Raw genomic sequence first — 15,776 nt, 5'->3', positions numbered from 1 at the left:
CCATGACCATGATCCACAAGAATGAGGGGCTGCGGGCGTGGCTGCTAAGCGACGACTTCACCTCGACGCGGCAGGCCCGCGCGCATAAGGCCTATGTCTCATGGCTGCGGTTCAGCACCAATCCTCTGGCCTTTGGCGGGCTGCTGGTGGTGCTGATCCTGATCCTGTTCGCGGCGCTGGCACCGATCATGGCGACGCATGACCCGCTGGCGCAGGATTTTTCGCAGGCGCTGCAAGCCCCCTCGTTCAGCCATTGGTTCGGAACGGACGAACTGGGCCGCGACGTCTATTCGCGGCTGGTTTACGGTGCGCGCACCACGCTTTACATCGCGATCCTTGTCACCGTGATCGTGGGCCCGATCGGTTTCGTCGTCGGTGCCGCCGCCGGCTATCTGGGCGGCTGGGTCGACATGATCCTGATGCGCGTCACCGACATCTTTCTGGCCTTTCCCAGTCTGGTTCTGGCGCTGGCCTTCTCGGCGGCGCTTGGCGCGGGCATCGAAAACGCGGTGATCGCCATCGCTCTGACCATCTGGCCGCCCGTCGCAAGGCTGGTCCGGGCCGAGACGCTGACCTTCCGCAAATCCGATTTCGTCGTCGCCGCCGAGCTTCAGGGTGCCAGCACCGCACGCATCCTGTTTCGCTACATCGTGCCGCTTTGCGCGCCCTCGGTCATCATCCGCCTGACGCTCAACATGGCGTCGATCATCCTGACGGCGGCCGGTCTGGGCTTTCTGGGCCTTGGCGCGCAACCGCCGCAGCCGGAATGGGGGGCGATGGCGGCACAGGGTCGGCAATACCTGCTGGATGCATGGTGGCTGACCGCCGTTCCGGGGCTGGCGATCCTTGTGGTCAGCCTTGCCTTCAACCTGCTCGGCGACGGGCTGCGCGATATTCTGGATCCCAAACATGCGTGACACCCAGCCTTTGCTTTCCGTGCGCAACCTGACGGTCGCCTTCCCCTCGCTCAAGGATCTGGTTCCCGCCGTCCGGAATGTCAGCTTCGACGTGGGGCGCGAAAAGGTCGGAATCATCGGCGAATCCGGCTCGGGCAAAAGCACGACCGGGCGCGCCATCATGCGCCTGCATCCAGGCAAGACCCAGATCACCGCCGACCGGATGCAGTTTCAGGGTCTGGACCTGCTGTCGCAATCCGAACGCCAGATGCGCACCATCCGCGGCCATCGCATCGCCATGATCCTGCAGGACCCGAAATATTCGCTGAACCCGGTGATGACGGTGGGCGAGCAGATCGCCGAAACCGCCATCCTGCACGAAAACCTGTCCCGCCGCGAGGCCCGCAAGCGCACCATCGAGATGCTGGAAAAGGTCCATATCCGCGACCCCGAGCGCGTCATGGGTCTTTACCCGCATGAGGTCTCCGGGGGGATGGGGCAGCGGATCATGATCTCGATGATGCTGATCGCCAAGCCCGCGCTGATCATCGCGGATGAGCCGACCTCGGCGCTGGATGTCTCGGTGCGCCAGCAGGTGCTGACCATTCTGGATGAGTTGGTGACCGGCAATGACATGGGGCTGCTGTTCATCTCGCATGACCTCAATCTGGTGCGCAGCTTCTGCGATCGGGTGCTGATCATGTATGCCGGGCGCGTCGTCGAAGAACTGCGCGCCAGCGAACTGGATCAGGCCCGCCACCCCTATACCCAAGGTCTGCTGGAAGCCCTGCCCAGCCTGACCGATCCCAAGGATCGTCTGGCCGTGCTGCGCCGCGATCCGGCCTGGGCAGAGGTCTGAGCCATGCAAGACAGAAACATGATTGAAGTCGCCGGTCTGAACGTCAGCTTTGGTCGCAGGCCAAGGGTCAACCATGTGGTGCGCGGCGTCGATCTGACCATCGCTGAGGGCGAATGCTTCGGTCTGGTGGGCGAATCCGGCTGCGGCAAGTCCACCATCCTCGGTGCCATCGCCGGACGGGTGAAGGACTGGCAGGGAACCATCAGCATCGCAGGCGTTCCGGTGCGCCCGGACCGCCGCGAGCTGGCGCAATTGCGCCAGCAGCAGATCGTGTTTCAGGACCCATTCGGCTCGCTGCATCCGCGCCACACGATCGGTCGGATTCTGGCCGAGCCGCTGGAGATCCACGGCATGGACGATCGCGACGGCAGGATCGACCGCGCGCTGGATCAGGTCGGCCTGCCGCGTCGCTTCCGCTTTCGCTATCCGCATCAGCTGTCGGGCGGGCAGCGCCAGCGCGTCGCCATCGCCCGCGCCCTGATTCTTGATCCGCAGATCCTGCTGCTGGATGAGCCGACCTCGGCGCTGGATGTCTCGATTCAGGCGGAAATCCTGAACCTGCTCAAGGACCTGCGCGAGGAACGGCGGCTGACATATCTGCTGGTCAGCCATGACATGGCGGTGGTCACGCATCTTTGCGACCGCATCGCGGTCATGCAGAAAGGCCAGTTCGTCGAGGTCGCCACCCGCGAGGCGATGGTCCGCGGCGATCTGACCCATCCCTATACCCGGCTGCTGCGCGAGGGCAGCCTTGGCTATCGTCCCGCCGCCAGCGTCGCCGCCGAGTGACCAGCCCGCCGGACCCATTTTCAGGAGGAGCATTATGAAGATCGATCGCATGCGGGTGTTCATGACCCGCGACAAGGACCGCCCCCGCGTCATCGTGGCGCTGGACACCGATGACGGCCTGACCGGCTGGGGCGAATGCTACAACCATGGCCCCGATCTGGCCCTGCCGCCGCTGCTTGACTACCTCTACGGTTTCCTTGCCGGGCAGGACCCGACGCGGGTCGAATATCTGTACAACCTGATGATCCAGCAATGCCGCTTCCCGCCCGGCGCGCTGGGACTGGCGGCGATTTCCGGGCTGGATCATTGCCTGTGGGATCTGGCGGCCAAGGTGGCGGGCGTGCCGGTCTACAAGCTGCTTGGCGGCGAGGTCCGCGACCGGGTCAAGGTCTATGCCGGGGTCTATACCGCGCCGGACGTGCCCGCCGCGCGCGACGAACTGGATCGCCTGAATGAGCAATGGGGCTTCAAGGCCTTCAAGCTTAGCCCTTGGCGGCTTGAGCCGAACAGCCATCGCTGGGGCGAGGTCGTCCGCGCCTCGGCCGAATATTTCCGCGAATTACGCGAGACGGTCGATAGCAGCTATGAAATCGCCTTCGACGCCCACGCCAAGATCTTTGAGCCCGCGATGGCCCGCCAGCTTGGCAATGCGCTGGCCCCCTATGATCCGCTGTTCTTCGAAGAACCCCTGCGCCCCGAGAATATCGAGATGTATGGCGACCTGAAGCAGGGACTGAACTGCACCTTGGCCACCGGCGAGTCGCTGTATCACCGCAACGAATTCCTGCGGCTGCTGCAGGTGCGGGGCGCCGACATCATCCAGCCCGACATCTGCGTCGTCGGCGGTATCTCGGAAATGCGCCGCATCGCCACCCTGGCCGAGGCGCATTTCGTCAGCGTCGCGCCCCATAACCCGATGGGTCCGCTGGCCACGGCGGTCAACGTCCATTTCTCGGCAGCACAGCAGAACTTCAAGATCCTCGAATACCGCCTGCCCGTCGGACAGGGCTATGTCTATGGCGGGACCGAGATCGACCAGCGCGAGATGGAAGCGCGCTATGTCGTCGACCCCTACCTGCCCAAGGACGGCTATCTGGAACTGCGCCCCGACCGTCCCGGCTGGGGTGTCGAGATGGACGAAAAAGCCATGCTTGAAGAAGGCTACATCCACTGGCAGCGCAAGGTCCCGAAACGCCCCGACGGGTCTTACGCCTTCGCCTGACGCAGACGAAACCGGACCGGGGCCATCGCGCCCCGGTCGCTATCCGCGCCGTTCCTGCAAAAGCGCGGCGATATAGCCGTAACAAAAGGCGAATGCCACGCCGCGCTCATTCTCTCCCGACAGGGTGGGGGCATGGTCGGGCATCACCATGTAGCGATAGCCGGTGTCGCGCAGGGCGTCCATCACGGCGGGCATGTCGATATCGCCTTCGTCGGGCAGCGTCTCGCGGAAGGAATATCGCCCGCCCGCGATATTGCGGAAATGGATGTTCATGATCTTGCCGCGTTCGCCGAACCAGCGGGTGATCTCCGGAACCTCGGAAACCTCGTCCAGCATCTCGCCCAGCGTGCCGATGCAGAAATTCAGGCCATGAACCGGGCTTTCATGCATCGAGACAAAGCGCTTCATCCCCTCGACCGTGCCCAAAACCCGCGTCACGCCCTTGTAGCCGGGGGGCGTCGCCGGATCATGCGGATGGCAGGCCAGCCGGATCTTCGCCGCCTCGGCCACCGGAACAATGCGGGCAAGGAAATAGTCGATCCGGCTCCAGATCTCCTGCTCGGCGATCTCGCCTGCGGGGCCGGGTTCCTGCTGATCCATCAAGTCCCAGCGAAAGGCCTCGGCGCGCGCGCCTCCTCGTCCGGCCTCAAGCGGGCTGCGGGGAATGCCGATATAGTTGAAGTTGTATTTGACCGAAGGGATCCCAGCGGCGGCGCAATTCTCGATCAACTGGCAGATGCCGTCGATCTGGCGATCACGATCCGGCCCGGCCAGCATGATGTCGGGACATTTCGCGCGATCCACCGGGACCGAGGCCAAGGGCAGTTGCAGCATATCAAGGGTCAGGCCGAACCCCTCGATCCGTTCGCGAAAGCGCGACAGATGCGCCACGTCCCAATCGCGCCAGTCACCTTCGGGGTCGGCGCAGATATGGTCGACGCCTAATTGCTTCATCACCCGATAGTCGTCGTCATTGCGCGCCGGAAGTTGGGTGCCAAGATACATCGCGGTCCTCGTCAGTTTGCTATTTGCGGCGCAAGGCCGGCGGAAGGCTGCGGCGCCCCTTAGCCGACGGCCCGTGCGGGTTCGGGCTGATCCTCGGCCCGGTAGCGGAAGCGACGCGAGCGGTCGCGGTCGCGCGGATCGGGTCGCGGGATCGCCGAAAGCAGCGCTTGCGTATAGGGGTGATCGGGGTTGTTGCAGACCTTGTCCGCCGCGCCTACTTCGACCAGCTGGCCGCGATACATGACGCCCACGCGGTCGCACATGTAGCGGATCACGCCGATATCATGGCTGATAAAGATATAGGCCAGCCCCAGTTCGTCCTGCAGCCGCATCAGCAGGTCCAGCACCTGACTGCGGACCGAGACATCCAGCGCCGAGGTCGCCTCATCCGCGACGATCACACGCGGGTTCAGGGTGATCGCCCGCGCAATGCCGATCCGCTGACGCTGCCCGCCGGAAAAGGCATGAGGGTAGCGTTCGCGCGTCGCCGGATTCAGGCCGACCTGCTCCATCAGATGGCAGACACGCTCATCCAACTGGCGGCCACGGGCGATGCCGTTCACAAGCAGCGGCTCTGCGATGATCTGCGCCACCGTCATGCGCGGGTTCAGCGAACCGAACGGGTCCTGAAAGACCATGCGCAATTCCTGGCGCACGGCCTTGAGGTCAGAGCCATGCAGTTCGGCAAGATCGACCTGTGGGCCATCGGCGCGCCGGTAAAGGATGCGCCCGCCGCTTGGATCGTAAAGCCGCATCACGGCGCGGCCCATCGTCGTCTTGCCCGAACCGCTTTCCCCCACGATCCCCAGCGTTTCGCCGGGTTGCAACGTGATCGAGACCTTGTCCAGCGCGGTGAATTCACCGAACTTCATGGTCAGCCCCTGAATGTCCAGGATCGGGGTCACCGTCATGTCGATCGGCGGGCGGCTGGCGCGGGCCTCGGCCTTGTGCTCAAGCTTCAAGACCGAGCCGATCAGCATCTTGGTGTAATCGTCCTTGGGCGCGTGGAAAATCTGCTCGACCGGGCCATATTCCTTGACGACGCCCTGATGCATGACCAGCACGTCATCGGCGATCTGGGCGACGACGCCCATGTCATGGGTGATGAACAGCACCGCCATGCCATGCGCCTTTTGCAGCCGCGCGATCAGGTCAAGGATCTCGGCCTGCGTGGTCACGTCCAAGGCTGTCGTCGGCTCATCCGCGATCAGCAATTGCGGCTTGCAGGCCAAGGCCATCGCAATCATCGCGCGCTGCCGCATTCCGCCGGAATATTCAAAGGCATAGCGGTCCACCGCTTTTTGAGGGTCGGGAATCTCGACCTGACCAAGCAGAGAGATGGCCTCTGCCCGCGCTTCGGTCTTGTTCATCCGCAGATGCAGGCGCAGCGCCTCGATGATCTGGTCGCCAACGGTATGGACGGGCGACAGCGATGACATCGGCTCCTGAAAGATCATCGCGATCCGCGCGCCACGAACGGCACGGATCGCACGACCGCGCGGGTCAAGCGTGGCAAGGTCCAGCATGTTGCCGTCGGGACCGCGCAGCAGGATCTGTCCCCGCGCGATCCGACCCGGCTGATCGACGATCTGCAGGATCGAGCGCGCAGTGACGGATTTCCCCGAGCCGCTTTCGCCGACCACGCAAAGCGTCTTGCCCGGCGCGATGGAAAAGGACACGCCGTTCACTGCGGTGAACACGCCGGTGCGGGTCGGGAACTCGGTGACCAGATCGCGGACATCCAGCAGCGGTGGGGTCGGCTCGACTTGCGGCATGGGTGCCCTCATTTGTTATAGGGATCGGCCGCGTCGCGCAGCCCGTCACCCAGCAGGTTCAGCGCCATCACCGCCAGCACCACCGCCGCGCCGGGCAGGAACAACCAGGGCGCCGTGGCGATCGAGCGGATGTTCTGCGCCTCACGCAGCAGCACCCCCCAGGATATCGTCGGCGGCTGCAGCCCCAGCCCCAGGAAAGACAGCGAGGTTTCCGCCAGGATCATCGCGGGCACTGCCAGCGTCACCGAGGCGATGATGTGGCTGGCAAAACTGGGCAGCATGTGCCGAAAGATGATCCGCCGCTCCGATACGCCGTCCAACCGCGCGGCGGCGACGAATTCCTCGGATCGCAGCGACAGGAAGCGCCCACGCACCACGCGGGCAAGCTGCGCCCAACCGGTCAGCGACAGGATGATGGTGATCATCATGTATTGCAGCGTCGCGGGCCAGTTCTGCGGCAGCGCCGCCGCCAGCGCCAGCCAGATCGGAATGGTGGGCAAGGCCAGCACGAATTCGATCACCCGCTGGATGACGAAATCGATCCTTCCTCCGTAATAGCCCGATATCCCGCCCAGGACCACGCCCAAGGCCAGTGACAGCGCCACACCGACCAACCCGATCGACAGCGAGATCTGCGCCCCCTGCACCACGCGGGAATAGACATCCCGCCCCAGCCGATCCGCCCCGAACAGGTATAGCGGCTGTTTCGGATCGCTCGACGCCAGAAGGTGGATATTGCTGCGAAACAGCCCCAGCACCGAATATTCATAGCCCCGCCCGAACAGGCGGATGCCGACCTTTTTCGTGGGGTCTTCCTTGAAGATGGCGGCCAGTGTCTCGGGGTCGCGGGTCATCTTGAGGGGGCGGAAATACAGACCGATCTGAAGCCCGTCTGTGCGGTCGATGACATGCACCCGCTGCGGCGGATGAAAGGTCGAGCGCGCGTTCTGCTTGACCGGGTCGTTGATTGCGAAGAACCCCGGCACCAGCGCGACGGTGTACAGCGCGATGGTGACGACCAGCGCGATCATCGCCAGTTTGTGGCGGCGGAAGGCCCACCAGATCAGCTGCCATTGCGAGGCGACGGCGACGCGCTCGGCCGGGACTTCGGCTTGCAGGCTGGCATCGGTCATTGGTCCCTCACTCAAGCCGGATGCGCGGATCGACCAGCGCCAGAAGGATGTCGCTGATCAGCGAACCGATCAGCGTCAGCGCGCAGATCAGCAAGACGAAGGCCCCCGCCAGATACATGTCCTGCGCCATCAGCGATTGCAGCAGCATCGGCGCGGCGGTGGGCAGGTTCAGCACGATGGCCACCACGACCGAGCCCGAAATCAGGTTCGGCAGCAGCCATGCGATGGTCGAGATGAACGGGTTCAGCGCGATCCGCATCGGGTATTTCAGCAGCAGGCGCAGCTCTGACAGGCCCTTGGCGCGGGCGGTGGTGACATAGGGCTTGGGCAATTCGTCCAGCATATTTGCGCGCATCACCCGGATCAGGCTGGCGGTCGAGGACACGGCCAGAATGATGACCGGCAGCCACAGGTGATGCAGCAGGTCCAGAAGCTTGCCGAAGCTCCACGGTGCGTTTTCATATTCTGGGGAAAACAGCCCGCCGACGGATTGGCCGAAATGGACGGCCGCGACATACATCAGGACCAACGCCAGCAGAAAGGACGGGATCGACAGACCCAGAAAGCTGAAAATGGTAAAACCGTAATCGCCGATCGAATATTTTCTGACCGCCGAATAGACCCCGATCGGCAGCGCGATGGCCCAGGTGACCAGCAGGCTGACCACCGCCAGCACCAGCGTCAGCGCCATGCGTTCCCAGATCAGCCCGGAAACCGGCTGCTGCCATTCGAAGGACAGGCCGAAATCGCCCCGCGTGACGATGCCCCAGACCCATTTCGCATATTGCACGATCATCGGCTGATCGAGGCCGAAGCGCTCGCGCAGTTGCGCGGCGGCATTCTGGTCGACGATCTCGTTCGAGGAAGCCAGCGTCGCCACATAGGTTGTCACGTAATCGCCCGGCGGCAACTGGATCAGCACGAAGGCCAGAAAACTGACCGCAAAAAGCGAGGGGATCATCCACAGAAATCGCTTGGCGATGAAACGCAGCATCCAATGGCTCCGGTCGGGCGGGGAAGGACCGGCCCGTCACGGGCCGGCCCGAACGCGTCAGGCGGTGAAGTAGAATTGCTGCGGCATGGCCGGACCGGGATTTGGCCATGACCAGCTGTCGGGCTGGGTCTCGGGCACATTGTGCAGATTGTTGCGAATGATCCCGAAACCGCCCACCGCAAGACAGATGCCGATGGTCTCGAAGGCTTCGGCGGTCAGGTCGAACACCTGCTTCATGATCTCGCCGCGCTTGGCCAGATCGGCAGTGGCGCGGGCCTGATCGAACAGCGCGAAACGCTGCTTCTGACTTTCGGGCGGCTCCTCGCCCGCCGCGCCATTCGAGGTGTACCACATCGCCCACGGGATGGCGTAGCGCGAGCCCTGCGGATGGAAGGCGAAATAGTCGCGAGGGTCCAGCATCGGATCAAGGCCGCCCGGCCCCGGCCAGACCTGCGCGTCATGCGCGTTGTCATCGCCACGGGTATAGTACAGCGCGCGTTCGATGGTGTTGACCTTGACGTCAAAGCCCAGCTCGGCCCAATGCGCCTTGACCAGTTCCAGCGTGTCCACAAGGTCCGGATACAGCGTCGGGATCACGTCGATGGCAAAGAAGGTCGCCCCGCCATCCGGCCTCAGCCGCCAGCCATTGCCGTCGCGCTTGTCATAGCCCGCCTCATCCAGCAAGGCATTGGCCTTGTCGGGGTCGAATTCGGTGAACTGCTTGGACAGCCCCTCGTGATGCCAGGGATGGGTCGGGCGTGGTCCGGTCTGATAGGGCTCACTTTGGCCGAAATAGACGATGTCGATGATCTCTTGCCGGTTCAGACCCAGAGACAGCGCCTGACGGACCGCCTTATTGGCGAACATCTCGCGCATGCCGGGGTCCTTGTGGGTCATGTTCAGGTAGATCTGGCATTGCTGCGACGCCGAGGGGACCAGCTTCAGCAACCGGTAGCCGCCCTTCTCGGCATTCTCGGACAGGGTGGGCTTGTTCGCGAGAATGTTGATATGGCGGTCCTGAATGTCGATCTGCCCCGAGATCACGTTCAGCATCAGCGATTCCACATCCTGCGAGATGCCGAAATTCAGCTCATCCGCATAAGGCAGCTGATTGCCCTCGGTATCGACCTGCCAGAAATAGGGGTTGCGGGTCATCACCACGCGGGTCGCGCCGCCGGTATAGGGCTCTTTGACGACCCAGGGGTCCAAAGTCGGCTTGTCGGGATTGGCCCAACGGCTGGGGATCTCGATATCGCCGCATTTCGCGCGGAACAGTTCCGTCCAGGTGCCCAGGCCCGCCGCCTTGGCCTCGGCCACCAGATCGCGCCCGGACGAGGGCAGGAACTGGCTGCAATAATGCTTGGGAAACAGCGTCGGGTGCTGGCCCAACGGCGTCGCGAGGTTCTCCAGAAACAGCGCATTCGCCGCGGCAAAGGTGAAGCGCACCGTCGCGTCGTCCACCTTTTCGACCACCACCGGCTTGCCCGCGACCTGCAATTGCGCCGGGGTCGCGCTGTACAGTTCGGGGTTCTTCACCACTTCTTCGATGGCGAAGACCACGTCATCGGCGGTGAAGGGGTGGCCGTCAGACCAGCGCATTCCCGGCCGCAGCTTGAAGGTGAACTGGGTCGCGTCGGGGCCGATTTCCCAACTGTCGGCGACATTGGGCAGGACCTCGGTGAAATCCATGTTCCAGCGCACAAGGCCCTGATTGCCGACCATGCGCAGAATGCCGTTATGGTCCGAGGACCCGCGCAGCCCGCGCCGGATCGCACCGCCATAGGTGCCGATCTTTTCATGCGGGGTCACGACCAGCGGATTCTGCGGCAGGCGGTCATTCAATGCGGGCAACCCGCCCGATTTGACCATATCGGCCAGCGCCGGAGCCTCGTTCACGGTCGCGGCGCGGGCGCGGGTGGCAAGCGCGGCCAGCGCAAATACGCTGCCGGACGCCGCCAGAAAGCCACGGCGACTTAGCCCGCCGGGCAGCGGAATAGGGTCTTGCATCCTCGTTCTCCTCCCAAGGCGTCTTGGCTGCCGACACGCCGTCGTCGCTGGCCCCTCCCAAGGCCGGTTCGCCACGCGGCGATCGCAACAAGAGAATCGTTATCAGAGGATCAGAAAATTACAAGTATTGACAGATTATGACAGCTTTCATAACGCTAGATCTGATGTGGCGGCCGTATATTACCGCCGCCGCCGATCACGAAATGCCTGCGGGGAAAGACATGACGTCCGCAATGACAGGGCATGAGCAGAAAGCGGGCGCCACCCGCTATAGCGACATCATCTATGAAAAGATCATCGCGATGATTGCCGACGGGCGCTTTGCGCTGAATGCGCGCCTTCCCGCGGAGCCCCAGCTTGCAGCCATGCTGGGCGCATCGCGGCCCGTGCTGCGCGAGGCGCTGGAACGGCTGCGGCAGGACAATCTGATCGTTTCGCGCAAGGGCTCGGGGTCCTATGTCCGCCAGCGCCCGGACAGCACCATGCTGCAGCAGGTGCCTGTCGGATCGCTGGCCGATGTGCAGCGTTTCTTTGAGTTCCGCGCCGGGCTTGAGGCGGCGGCGGCTGGACTGGCCGCGCGCAATGCCACCGCGCAGGACCGCAGCCGCATCACCGAGGCCTTAGCCCGGTTGGAAGCCGCGATGCTGCGCGGTGATCTGGGCGCCGAGGAAGATCTGGCCCTGCATGACGCCATCGCCGAGGCAACCGGAAACCCGTTCCACATGCAGGTGCGCGGCATGTATCGTGGACATTTCTCGATCGGGCATTCGGTCACCCGCAGCCTCAGCCTGCGGCGTTCGCCACCCCATGCCCGCGCCGTGCAGCGCGAGCATGACGCCATTGTCGCCGCGATCCTCGCACGGGACGAGGACGCCGCCGCCTTGGCCATGCGCGACCATATTTTGAACGCCCGCAACCGTATGTTCAGCGGCGTCGATGATTGATCCAACGCCTTATAAAAAAAGGAATGCCATGACGAAACCGCAGCGTTTCCAGCCAAAGGTGCGGCAGGTGATCGACACGCCGCTGCAGGTCGGGGAATCTCCGGTCTGGGACGCGCGCACCGGCGCGCTGTGGTTCGTCGACACGCTGGCCCCGGCTCTGTTTCGCCGCCATGCGGATGGCAGGCTGGACCGCTTCGACATGCCAGCGGCGGCGGGCAGTCTTGGCCTGTGCGACAGCGGCCTGATCGTGGTCGGGTTGCAGACGGGCGTGCATCTGCTTGATCCCGCGACCGCCGCGCTGTCCTTGCTGTGTGATCCCGATGGCGGGCGGGCGGACAGTCGGCTGAACGATGGCAAGGTCGGGCCGGACGGCTGCTTCTGGGTCGGCACAAGGGACGAGGCCGAGCCGCAGACCGGCAATGCCCGGCTATACCGCGTCGCGCCGGATGGCAGCTTCGCCACCGTTCTTGACGGGCTGCTGACCTCGAACGGGCTGGCATGGAGCCCCGACGGTCGCCGCATGTATCATTCCGACAGCAGCGGACTTTATGTGCAGACTTTCGATTTCGACCCGATGAGCGGCGGCATCGGCGATGCGACCCGCCTGCATGACAATGCCCCTGACGAGGGCCGCCCGGATGGAGCCGCCATGGACGCCGAGGGCTGCTATTGGAGCGCCGGGGTCCGCTCGGGCCGGTTGAACCGCATGGATGCCCAAGGCGAGATCATCGAAATCTGGGAAATGCCTCATAAAGGCTGCAGCATGCCCTGTTTTGGTGGGCCGGATCTGCGGACGTTATATGTCACCTGCCTGCACATGACGCGCGACGACGGCACCATGCAACCCGGCACGCTGCTTGCCTTCGACGCCCCGGTCGCCGGGGCACCAGTGCATCGCATGGCGCTGTGAGGCTTACGCTGCCTGCGCGGGCTTCTTGCCCATGATGATCATGCCAAGGATGTCGTCATCGGTGACCTCGTCCACGCGCACCGTGCCGACCCTTTGGCCGTTTTTCATCACCACCGCGCGGTCGCAAAGCTTCATCACGGCGTGAATGTCGTGTTCAATCAGGAAGATGCCCAGACCCTGTCGCTTCAGCTCCTGGATCAGCTCGGCGACCATCTGGGTTTCCTGCGGGCCAAGGGCGGCGGTCGGCTCATCCATGATCAGGATGCGGGCGTTGAAATAGACCGCGCGGGCGATGGCCACCGATTGCCGTTGCCCGCCCGAAAGCGCCATGACCGGATCGGCGAATTTGCGGAAATTGGGGTTCAGCCGGGCCATGATCCGGCGCGTCTCGGCCTCCATCCGGGATTCGTCCAGCAGGCCCGAGGGCGTCACCAGCTCGCGCCCCAGAAACAGGTTCGAGGCCGCGTCCAGATTGTCGGCCAAGGCCAGCGTCTGGTAGATCGTCTCGATATTCAGGGCACGGGCGTCGCGGGTATTGCGGATATCGACCTTTTGCCCGTCGATATAGATCTCGCCCGCGTCGGCGCGATAGGCCCCGGACAGGCATTTGATCAGCGTCGATTTCCCCGCGCCGTTATGGCCCAGCAGGCCCACGACCTCGCCCGGATAAAGGTCGATCGAGACGTGATCCACCGCCTTGATCCCGCCGAACGCGATCGAGATGTCGCGCATTTCCACTAAAGGTGTCATCGCATCCCCAGCCTTCTGCGATATTGGATGTCGATCCAGACGGCCAGAACCAGCACGACGCCGACCACGATATTCTGCAAAGGCGCGTCGGCCCCAACCATGGCCATGCCCGATTGCAGGCTTTGCATGATCAGCGCGCCAAGGATTGCGCCATAGATGGTGCCAATCCCGCCCGACAGCGCCGTGCCACCGATCACCGCCGCCGCAATCACCCGCAATTCGTCCAGCGTGCCGATGTCATTGGGGTGCGATTGCAGCCGCGCCTGTGCAATGATCGCCGACAGCCCGCACAGGAACCCCATCAGCGCGAAAATCTTGACGGTCAGCAGCCGCGTATTGATACCCGAAAGCTCGGCCGCGTCGGGGTTGCCGCCGGTGGCAAAGATATAGCGGCCAAAGCGGGTGCGCCTGGCGATGACCGTCATTGCGACCGCTACAAGGATCAGGATCAGGACCGAGATCGGCAGGCCGTAGCCCTGCGTATACCCCTCGGGCATGACCTCGCCGCGCGCCTCAAAGATGCGCTTCAGCTTGGCCTGCGGCAGCTCATAGGAATTCAGGATGGCGACGAAGCCCATGACCAGGCCGACCACCAGTGCCATGACCGCACCCTCGGCCCAGATCGGGCGCACGGGAAAGCCATGCGATTGCTTGCGGCGACGGGCGCCATAGATCACCCACAGCGCCGCAATCGAGGCCAGCCCGCCCACTATCCAACTGGTGGTGACGCCCAAGGTGCCCTCGGCCCCCCCGAACAGCAGAAAGGTCTGGTCAAGCGGTGCGATGGTCTGTCCCGCCGTCAGATACCAGCCGACATAGCGCCAGATCAGCAACCCGCCCAAGGTGACGATAAAGGCCGGGATGCGCTGATAGCCGACCAGCCAGCCGTTCAGCGCCCCGATGGCCGTCCCGACCAGCAGGCCGGTGACCATGGTCAGCGGCGCGATCAGCGGATGGCCCAGCTCCAGCCCGAAAATGCCGGGCAGCCAGCGCGCCTGCATCATCCCCATCATCGCCGAGGCCAGCGCAAGGATCGCGCCCACGGACAGGTCGATATGGCGGCAGACGATGATGAAGACCATGCCCGTGGCCATGATCGCGACCGAGACCGTCTGGATCGTCAGGTTGAAGATATTGCGCGCCGACAGGAAGCGACCATCGGTCACGATCCAGAAGCACAGGCAGACCAGCGCAAAGGCCCCGATCATGCCCAGCAATCTCAGGTCGATTTCAAGCTGTTGCAGCCAGTTGCGGCGCGGCGGGGCGGCGGGGGAAAGGTCACTCATGGGCATGGTGTGGTGGCGGCGCTGGTGACGCCACCACCCCTTCCATCAGTTACAGGGCGCGGGGCCGTTCTGGACCCCTTGGCACAGGGCATCCTTGGTGATCCAACCCGCATCGACCACGGTGGAGAGGTTCTCCTTGGTGATCGGCACGGGGGTCAGCAGGATCGCGTCCATATCCTTGCCACCGGGCGTCTTGAACTTGATCGCATTCGGGACCTCGGCCGCAGCCTTGCCACCGGCCAGCGCCAGCGCGATTTCGGCGGCGGTCTTGCCCAGCACGCGCGAGTCCTTCCAGACCGACACCGTCTGCGTGCCAAGTGCCACTCGGTTCAGCGCGGCATGGTCGGCATCCTGCCCGGAAACCGGAATGCCCTGCATCCCCTGCGCGGTCAGCGCGGCGACAACCCCGCCTGCGGTCCCGTCATTCGAGGCCACGACCGCATCGACCTTATTGTCGTTCTGGGTCAGGATCTGTTCCATGTTCTTCTGGGCATTGGCGGGCAGCCAGCCGTCGGTATAGGCCTCGCCGACGATCTTGATGTCGCCTGCATCAACGGCCTTTTGCAGGACCTCTTGCTGGCCACCGCGCAGGAAATCGGCATTGGGATCGGTGGGCGAGCCCTTGATCATCACGTAATTGCCCTTGGGCGCAGCCTTCAGCACCTCGGCGGCCTGCATCCGACCCACTTCGACGTTGTCGAAGGTCAGATAGAAGGCGCGCGGGTCCTCGATCAGGCGGTCATAGGCGACGACCGGGATACCTTCGTCGGCGGCGGCCTGAACGGCGGGCACGACAGCCTCGGTATCCTGACCCAGAACGATCAGCGCATTCACGCCTTGAGCGATCAGCGCCTCGATATCGGAAAGCTGCTTGGCCGAGGACGATTGCGCGTCAGCCGAGACATATTTGGCCCCGGCGGCCTCAAGCGCGTCCTTGATGGCCTTTTCATCGGTCTTCCAGCGCTCTTCCTGGAAGTTCGACCAGGACACGCCGACGGTCATGGTTTGTGCGAATGATGCAGACGAAAAACCCACCGTCGCAAGGACGGCGGCCAGAATGGCAGTGCGCATCGATACCTCCCAATAGATGCGACCATCCGGTCGAGTCGCCGGATCTGGGCCAAGACTGCGCCGCGCCCGATAGCCTGTCAAAGAAAAAGAAAGACGTCTGTCAGATTGCTGATTGACGTCTGTCATTCCGATTGG

Annotated in this window: 14 protein-coding genes; 6 read left to right on the top strand and 8 right to left on the bottom strand. The window is 63.7% G+C overall.

The window, feature by feature from the left end; translation table 11 throughout:
* The first annotated feature begins 2 nt into the window (after positions 1 to 2).
* From nikC to IB235_RS11675, 4 genes are read left to right on the top strand one after another with little or no spacing between them, the layout of a single operon-like run.
* Positions 3 to 917, top strand: a complete 915-nt coding sequence (gene nikC, locus IB235_RS11690) for a nickel transporter permease (protein WP_155041345.1) — start codon at positions 3 to 5, stop codon at positions 915 to 917.
* Positions 910 to 1,755 carry an ABC transporter ATP-binding protein gene (locus IB235_RS11685; RefSeq protein WP_192336877.1) on the top strand — a complete coding sequence of 282 codons (846 nt, stop codon included), beginning with the start codon at positions 910 to 912 and terminating at the stop codon, positions 1,753 to 1,755. Before nikC ends, IB235_RS11685 begins: the two co-directional genes overlap by 8 nt.
* Positions 1,756 to 1,773: 18 nt before the next feature.
* The gene (locus tag IB235_RS11680) at positions 1,774 to 2,544 is read left to right on the top strand and encodes an ABC transporter ATP-binding protein (RefSeq protein WP_192336876.1); all 771 of its coding nucleotides are present in this window, start codon (positions 1,774 to 1,776) and stop codon (positions 2,542 to 2,544) included.
* A gap of 34 nt (positions 2,545 to 2,578) precedes the next feature.
* On the top strand, positions 2,579 to 3,766 hold the full coding sequence (locus tag IB235_RS11675) for a galactarate dehydratase (RefSeq protein WP_192336875.1): 1,188 nt from the start codon (positions 2,579 to 2,581) through the stop codon (positions 3,764 to 3,766).
* 39 nt (positions 3,767 to 3,805) lie between these two features.
* Here IB235_RS11675 and IB235_RS11670 read toward each other — a convergent pair whose 3' ends face one another.
* Genes IB235_RS11670 through IB235_RS11650 form a run of 5 tightly spaced genes read right to left on the bottom strand, consistent with a single transcriptional unit; the run spans position 3,806 to position 10,680 of the window.
* The gene (locus IB235_RS11670) at positions 3,806 to 4,771 is read right to left on the bottom strand and encodes a mannonate dehydratase (protein WP_192336874.1); all 966 of its coding nucleotides are present in this window, start codon (positions 4,769 to 4,771) and stop codon (positions 3,806 to 3,808) included.
* Between the two features lie 59 nt (positions 4,772 to 4,830).
* Positions 4,831 to 6,546: an ABC transporter ATP-binding protein gene (locus tag IB235_RS11665; protein WP_192336873.1), complete on the bottom strand. Its 1,716-nt coding sequence runs from the start codon at positions 6,544 to 6,546 to the stop codon at positions 4,831 to 4,833.
* A gap of 8 nt (positions 6,547 to 6,554) precedes the next feature.
* Entirely contained in the window at positions 6,555 to 7,679 is a 1,125-nt protein-coding gene (locus IB235_RS11660; RefSeq protein WP_192336872.1) for an ABC transporter permease, read from the bottom strand.
* 7 nt (positions 7,680 to 7,686) lie between these two features.
* Entirely contained in the window at positions 7,687 to 8,673 is a 987-nt protein-coding gene (locus IB235_RS11655) for an ABC transporter permease (RefSeq protein WP_192336871.1), read from the bottom strand.
* Positions 8,674 to 8,730: 57 nt separating this feature from the next.
* A complete protein-coding gene (locus tag IB235_RS11650; protein ID WP_192336870.1) occupies positions 8,731 to 10,680 on the bottom strand; it encodes an ABC transporter substrate-binding protein in 1,950 nt (649 codons plus the stop codon).
* Positions 10,681 to 10,901: 221 nt separating this feature from the next.
* On the opposite strand from IB235_RS11650, the gene IB235_RS11645 reads away from it, so the two are divergent.
* Positions 10,902 to 11,624, top strand: coding sequence for a FadR/GntR family transcriptional regulator (locus tag IB235_RS11645; protein WP_225612245.1), 723 nt, complete (start codon positions 10,902 to 10,904; stop codon positions 11,622 to 11,624).
* A 28-nt stretch (positions 11,625 to 11,652) separates the two neighbouring features.
* Positions 11,653 to 12,534 (top strand): SMP-30/gluconolactonase/LRE family protein, encoded by an 882-nt coding sequence (locus IB235_RS11640; RefSeq protein ID WP_192336869.1) that lies wholly within the window; start codon positions 11,653 to 11,655, stop codon positions 12,532 to 12,534.
* A gap of 3 nt (positions 12,535 to 12,537) precedes the next feature.
* On the opposite strand, the gene IB235_RS11635 is transcribed toward IB235_RS11640, so the two are convergent.
* From IB235_RS11635 to xylF, 3 genes are read right to left on the bottom strand one after another with little or no spacing between them, the layout of a single operon-like run.
* The gene (locus IB235_RS11635) at positions 12,538 to 13,284 is read right to left on the bottom strand and encodes an ATP-binding cassette domain-containing protein (protein WP_155041354.1); all 747 of its coding nucleotides are present in this window, start codon (positions 13,282 to 13,284) and stop codon (positions 12,538 to 12,540) included.
* Entirely contained in the window at positions 13,281 to 14,570 is a 1,290-nt protein-coding gene (locus tag IB235_RS11630; protein WP_192336868.1) for a sugar ABC transporter permease, read from the bottom strand. The genes IB235_RS11635 and IB235_RS11630 overlap by 4 nt, the downstream gene beginning before the upstream one ends.
* A 45-nt stretch (positions 14,571 to 14,615) precedes the next feature.
* Positions 14,616 to 15,641, bottom strand: a complete 1,026-nt coding sequence (gene xylF / locus IB235_RS11625; RefSeq protein ID WP_192336867.1) for a D-xylose ABC transporter substrate-binding protein — start codon at positions 15,639 to 15,641, stop codon at positions 14,616 to 14,618.
* Between the last annotated feature and the right edge of the window lie 135 nt (positions 15,642 to 15,776).

The organism is Paracoccus sp. PAR01 (assembly GCF_014851995.1).
GTDB lineage: Bacteria > Pseudomonadota > Alphaproteobacteria > Rhodobacterales > Rhodobacteraceae > Paracoccus > Paracoccus litorisediminis.
The sequence above is the reverse complement of the archived record's forward strand: the minus strand, read 5'-3'. Positions and strand labels throughout refer to the sequence as shown.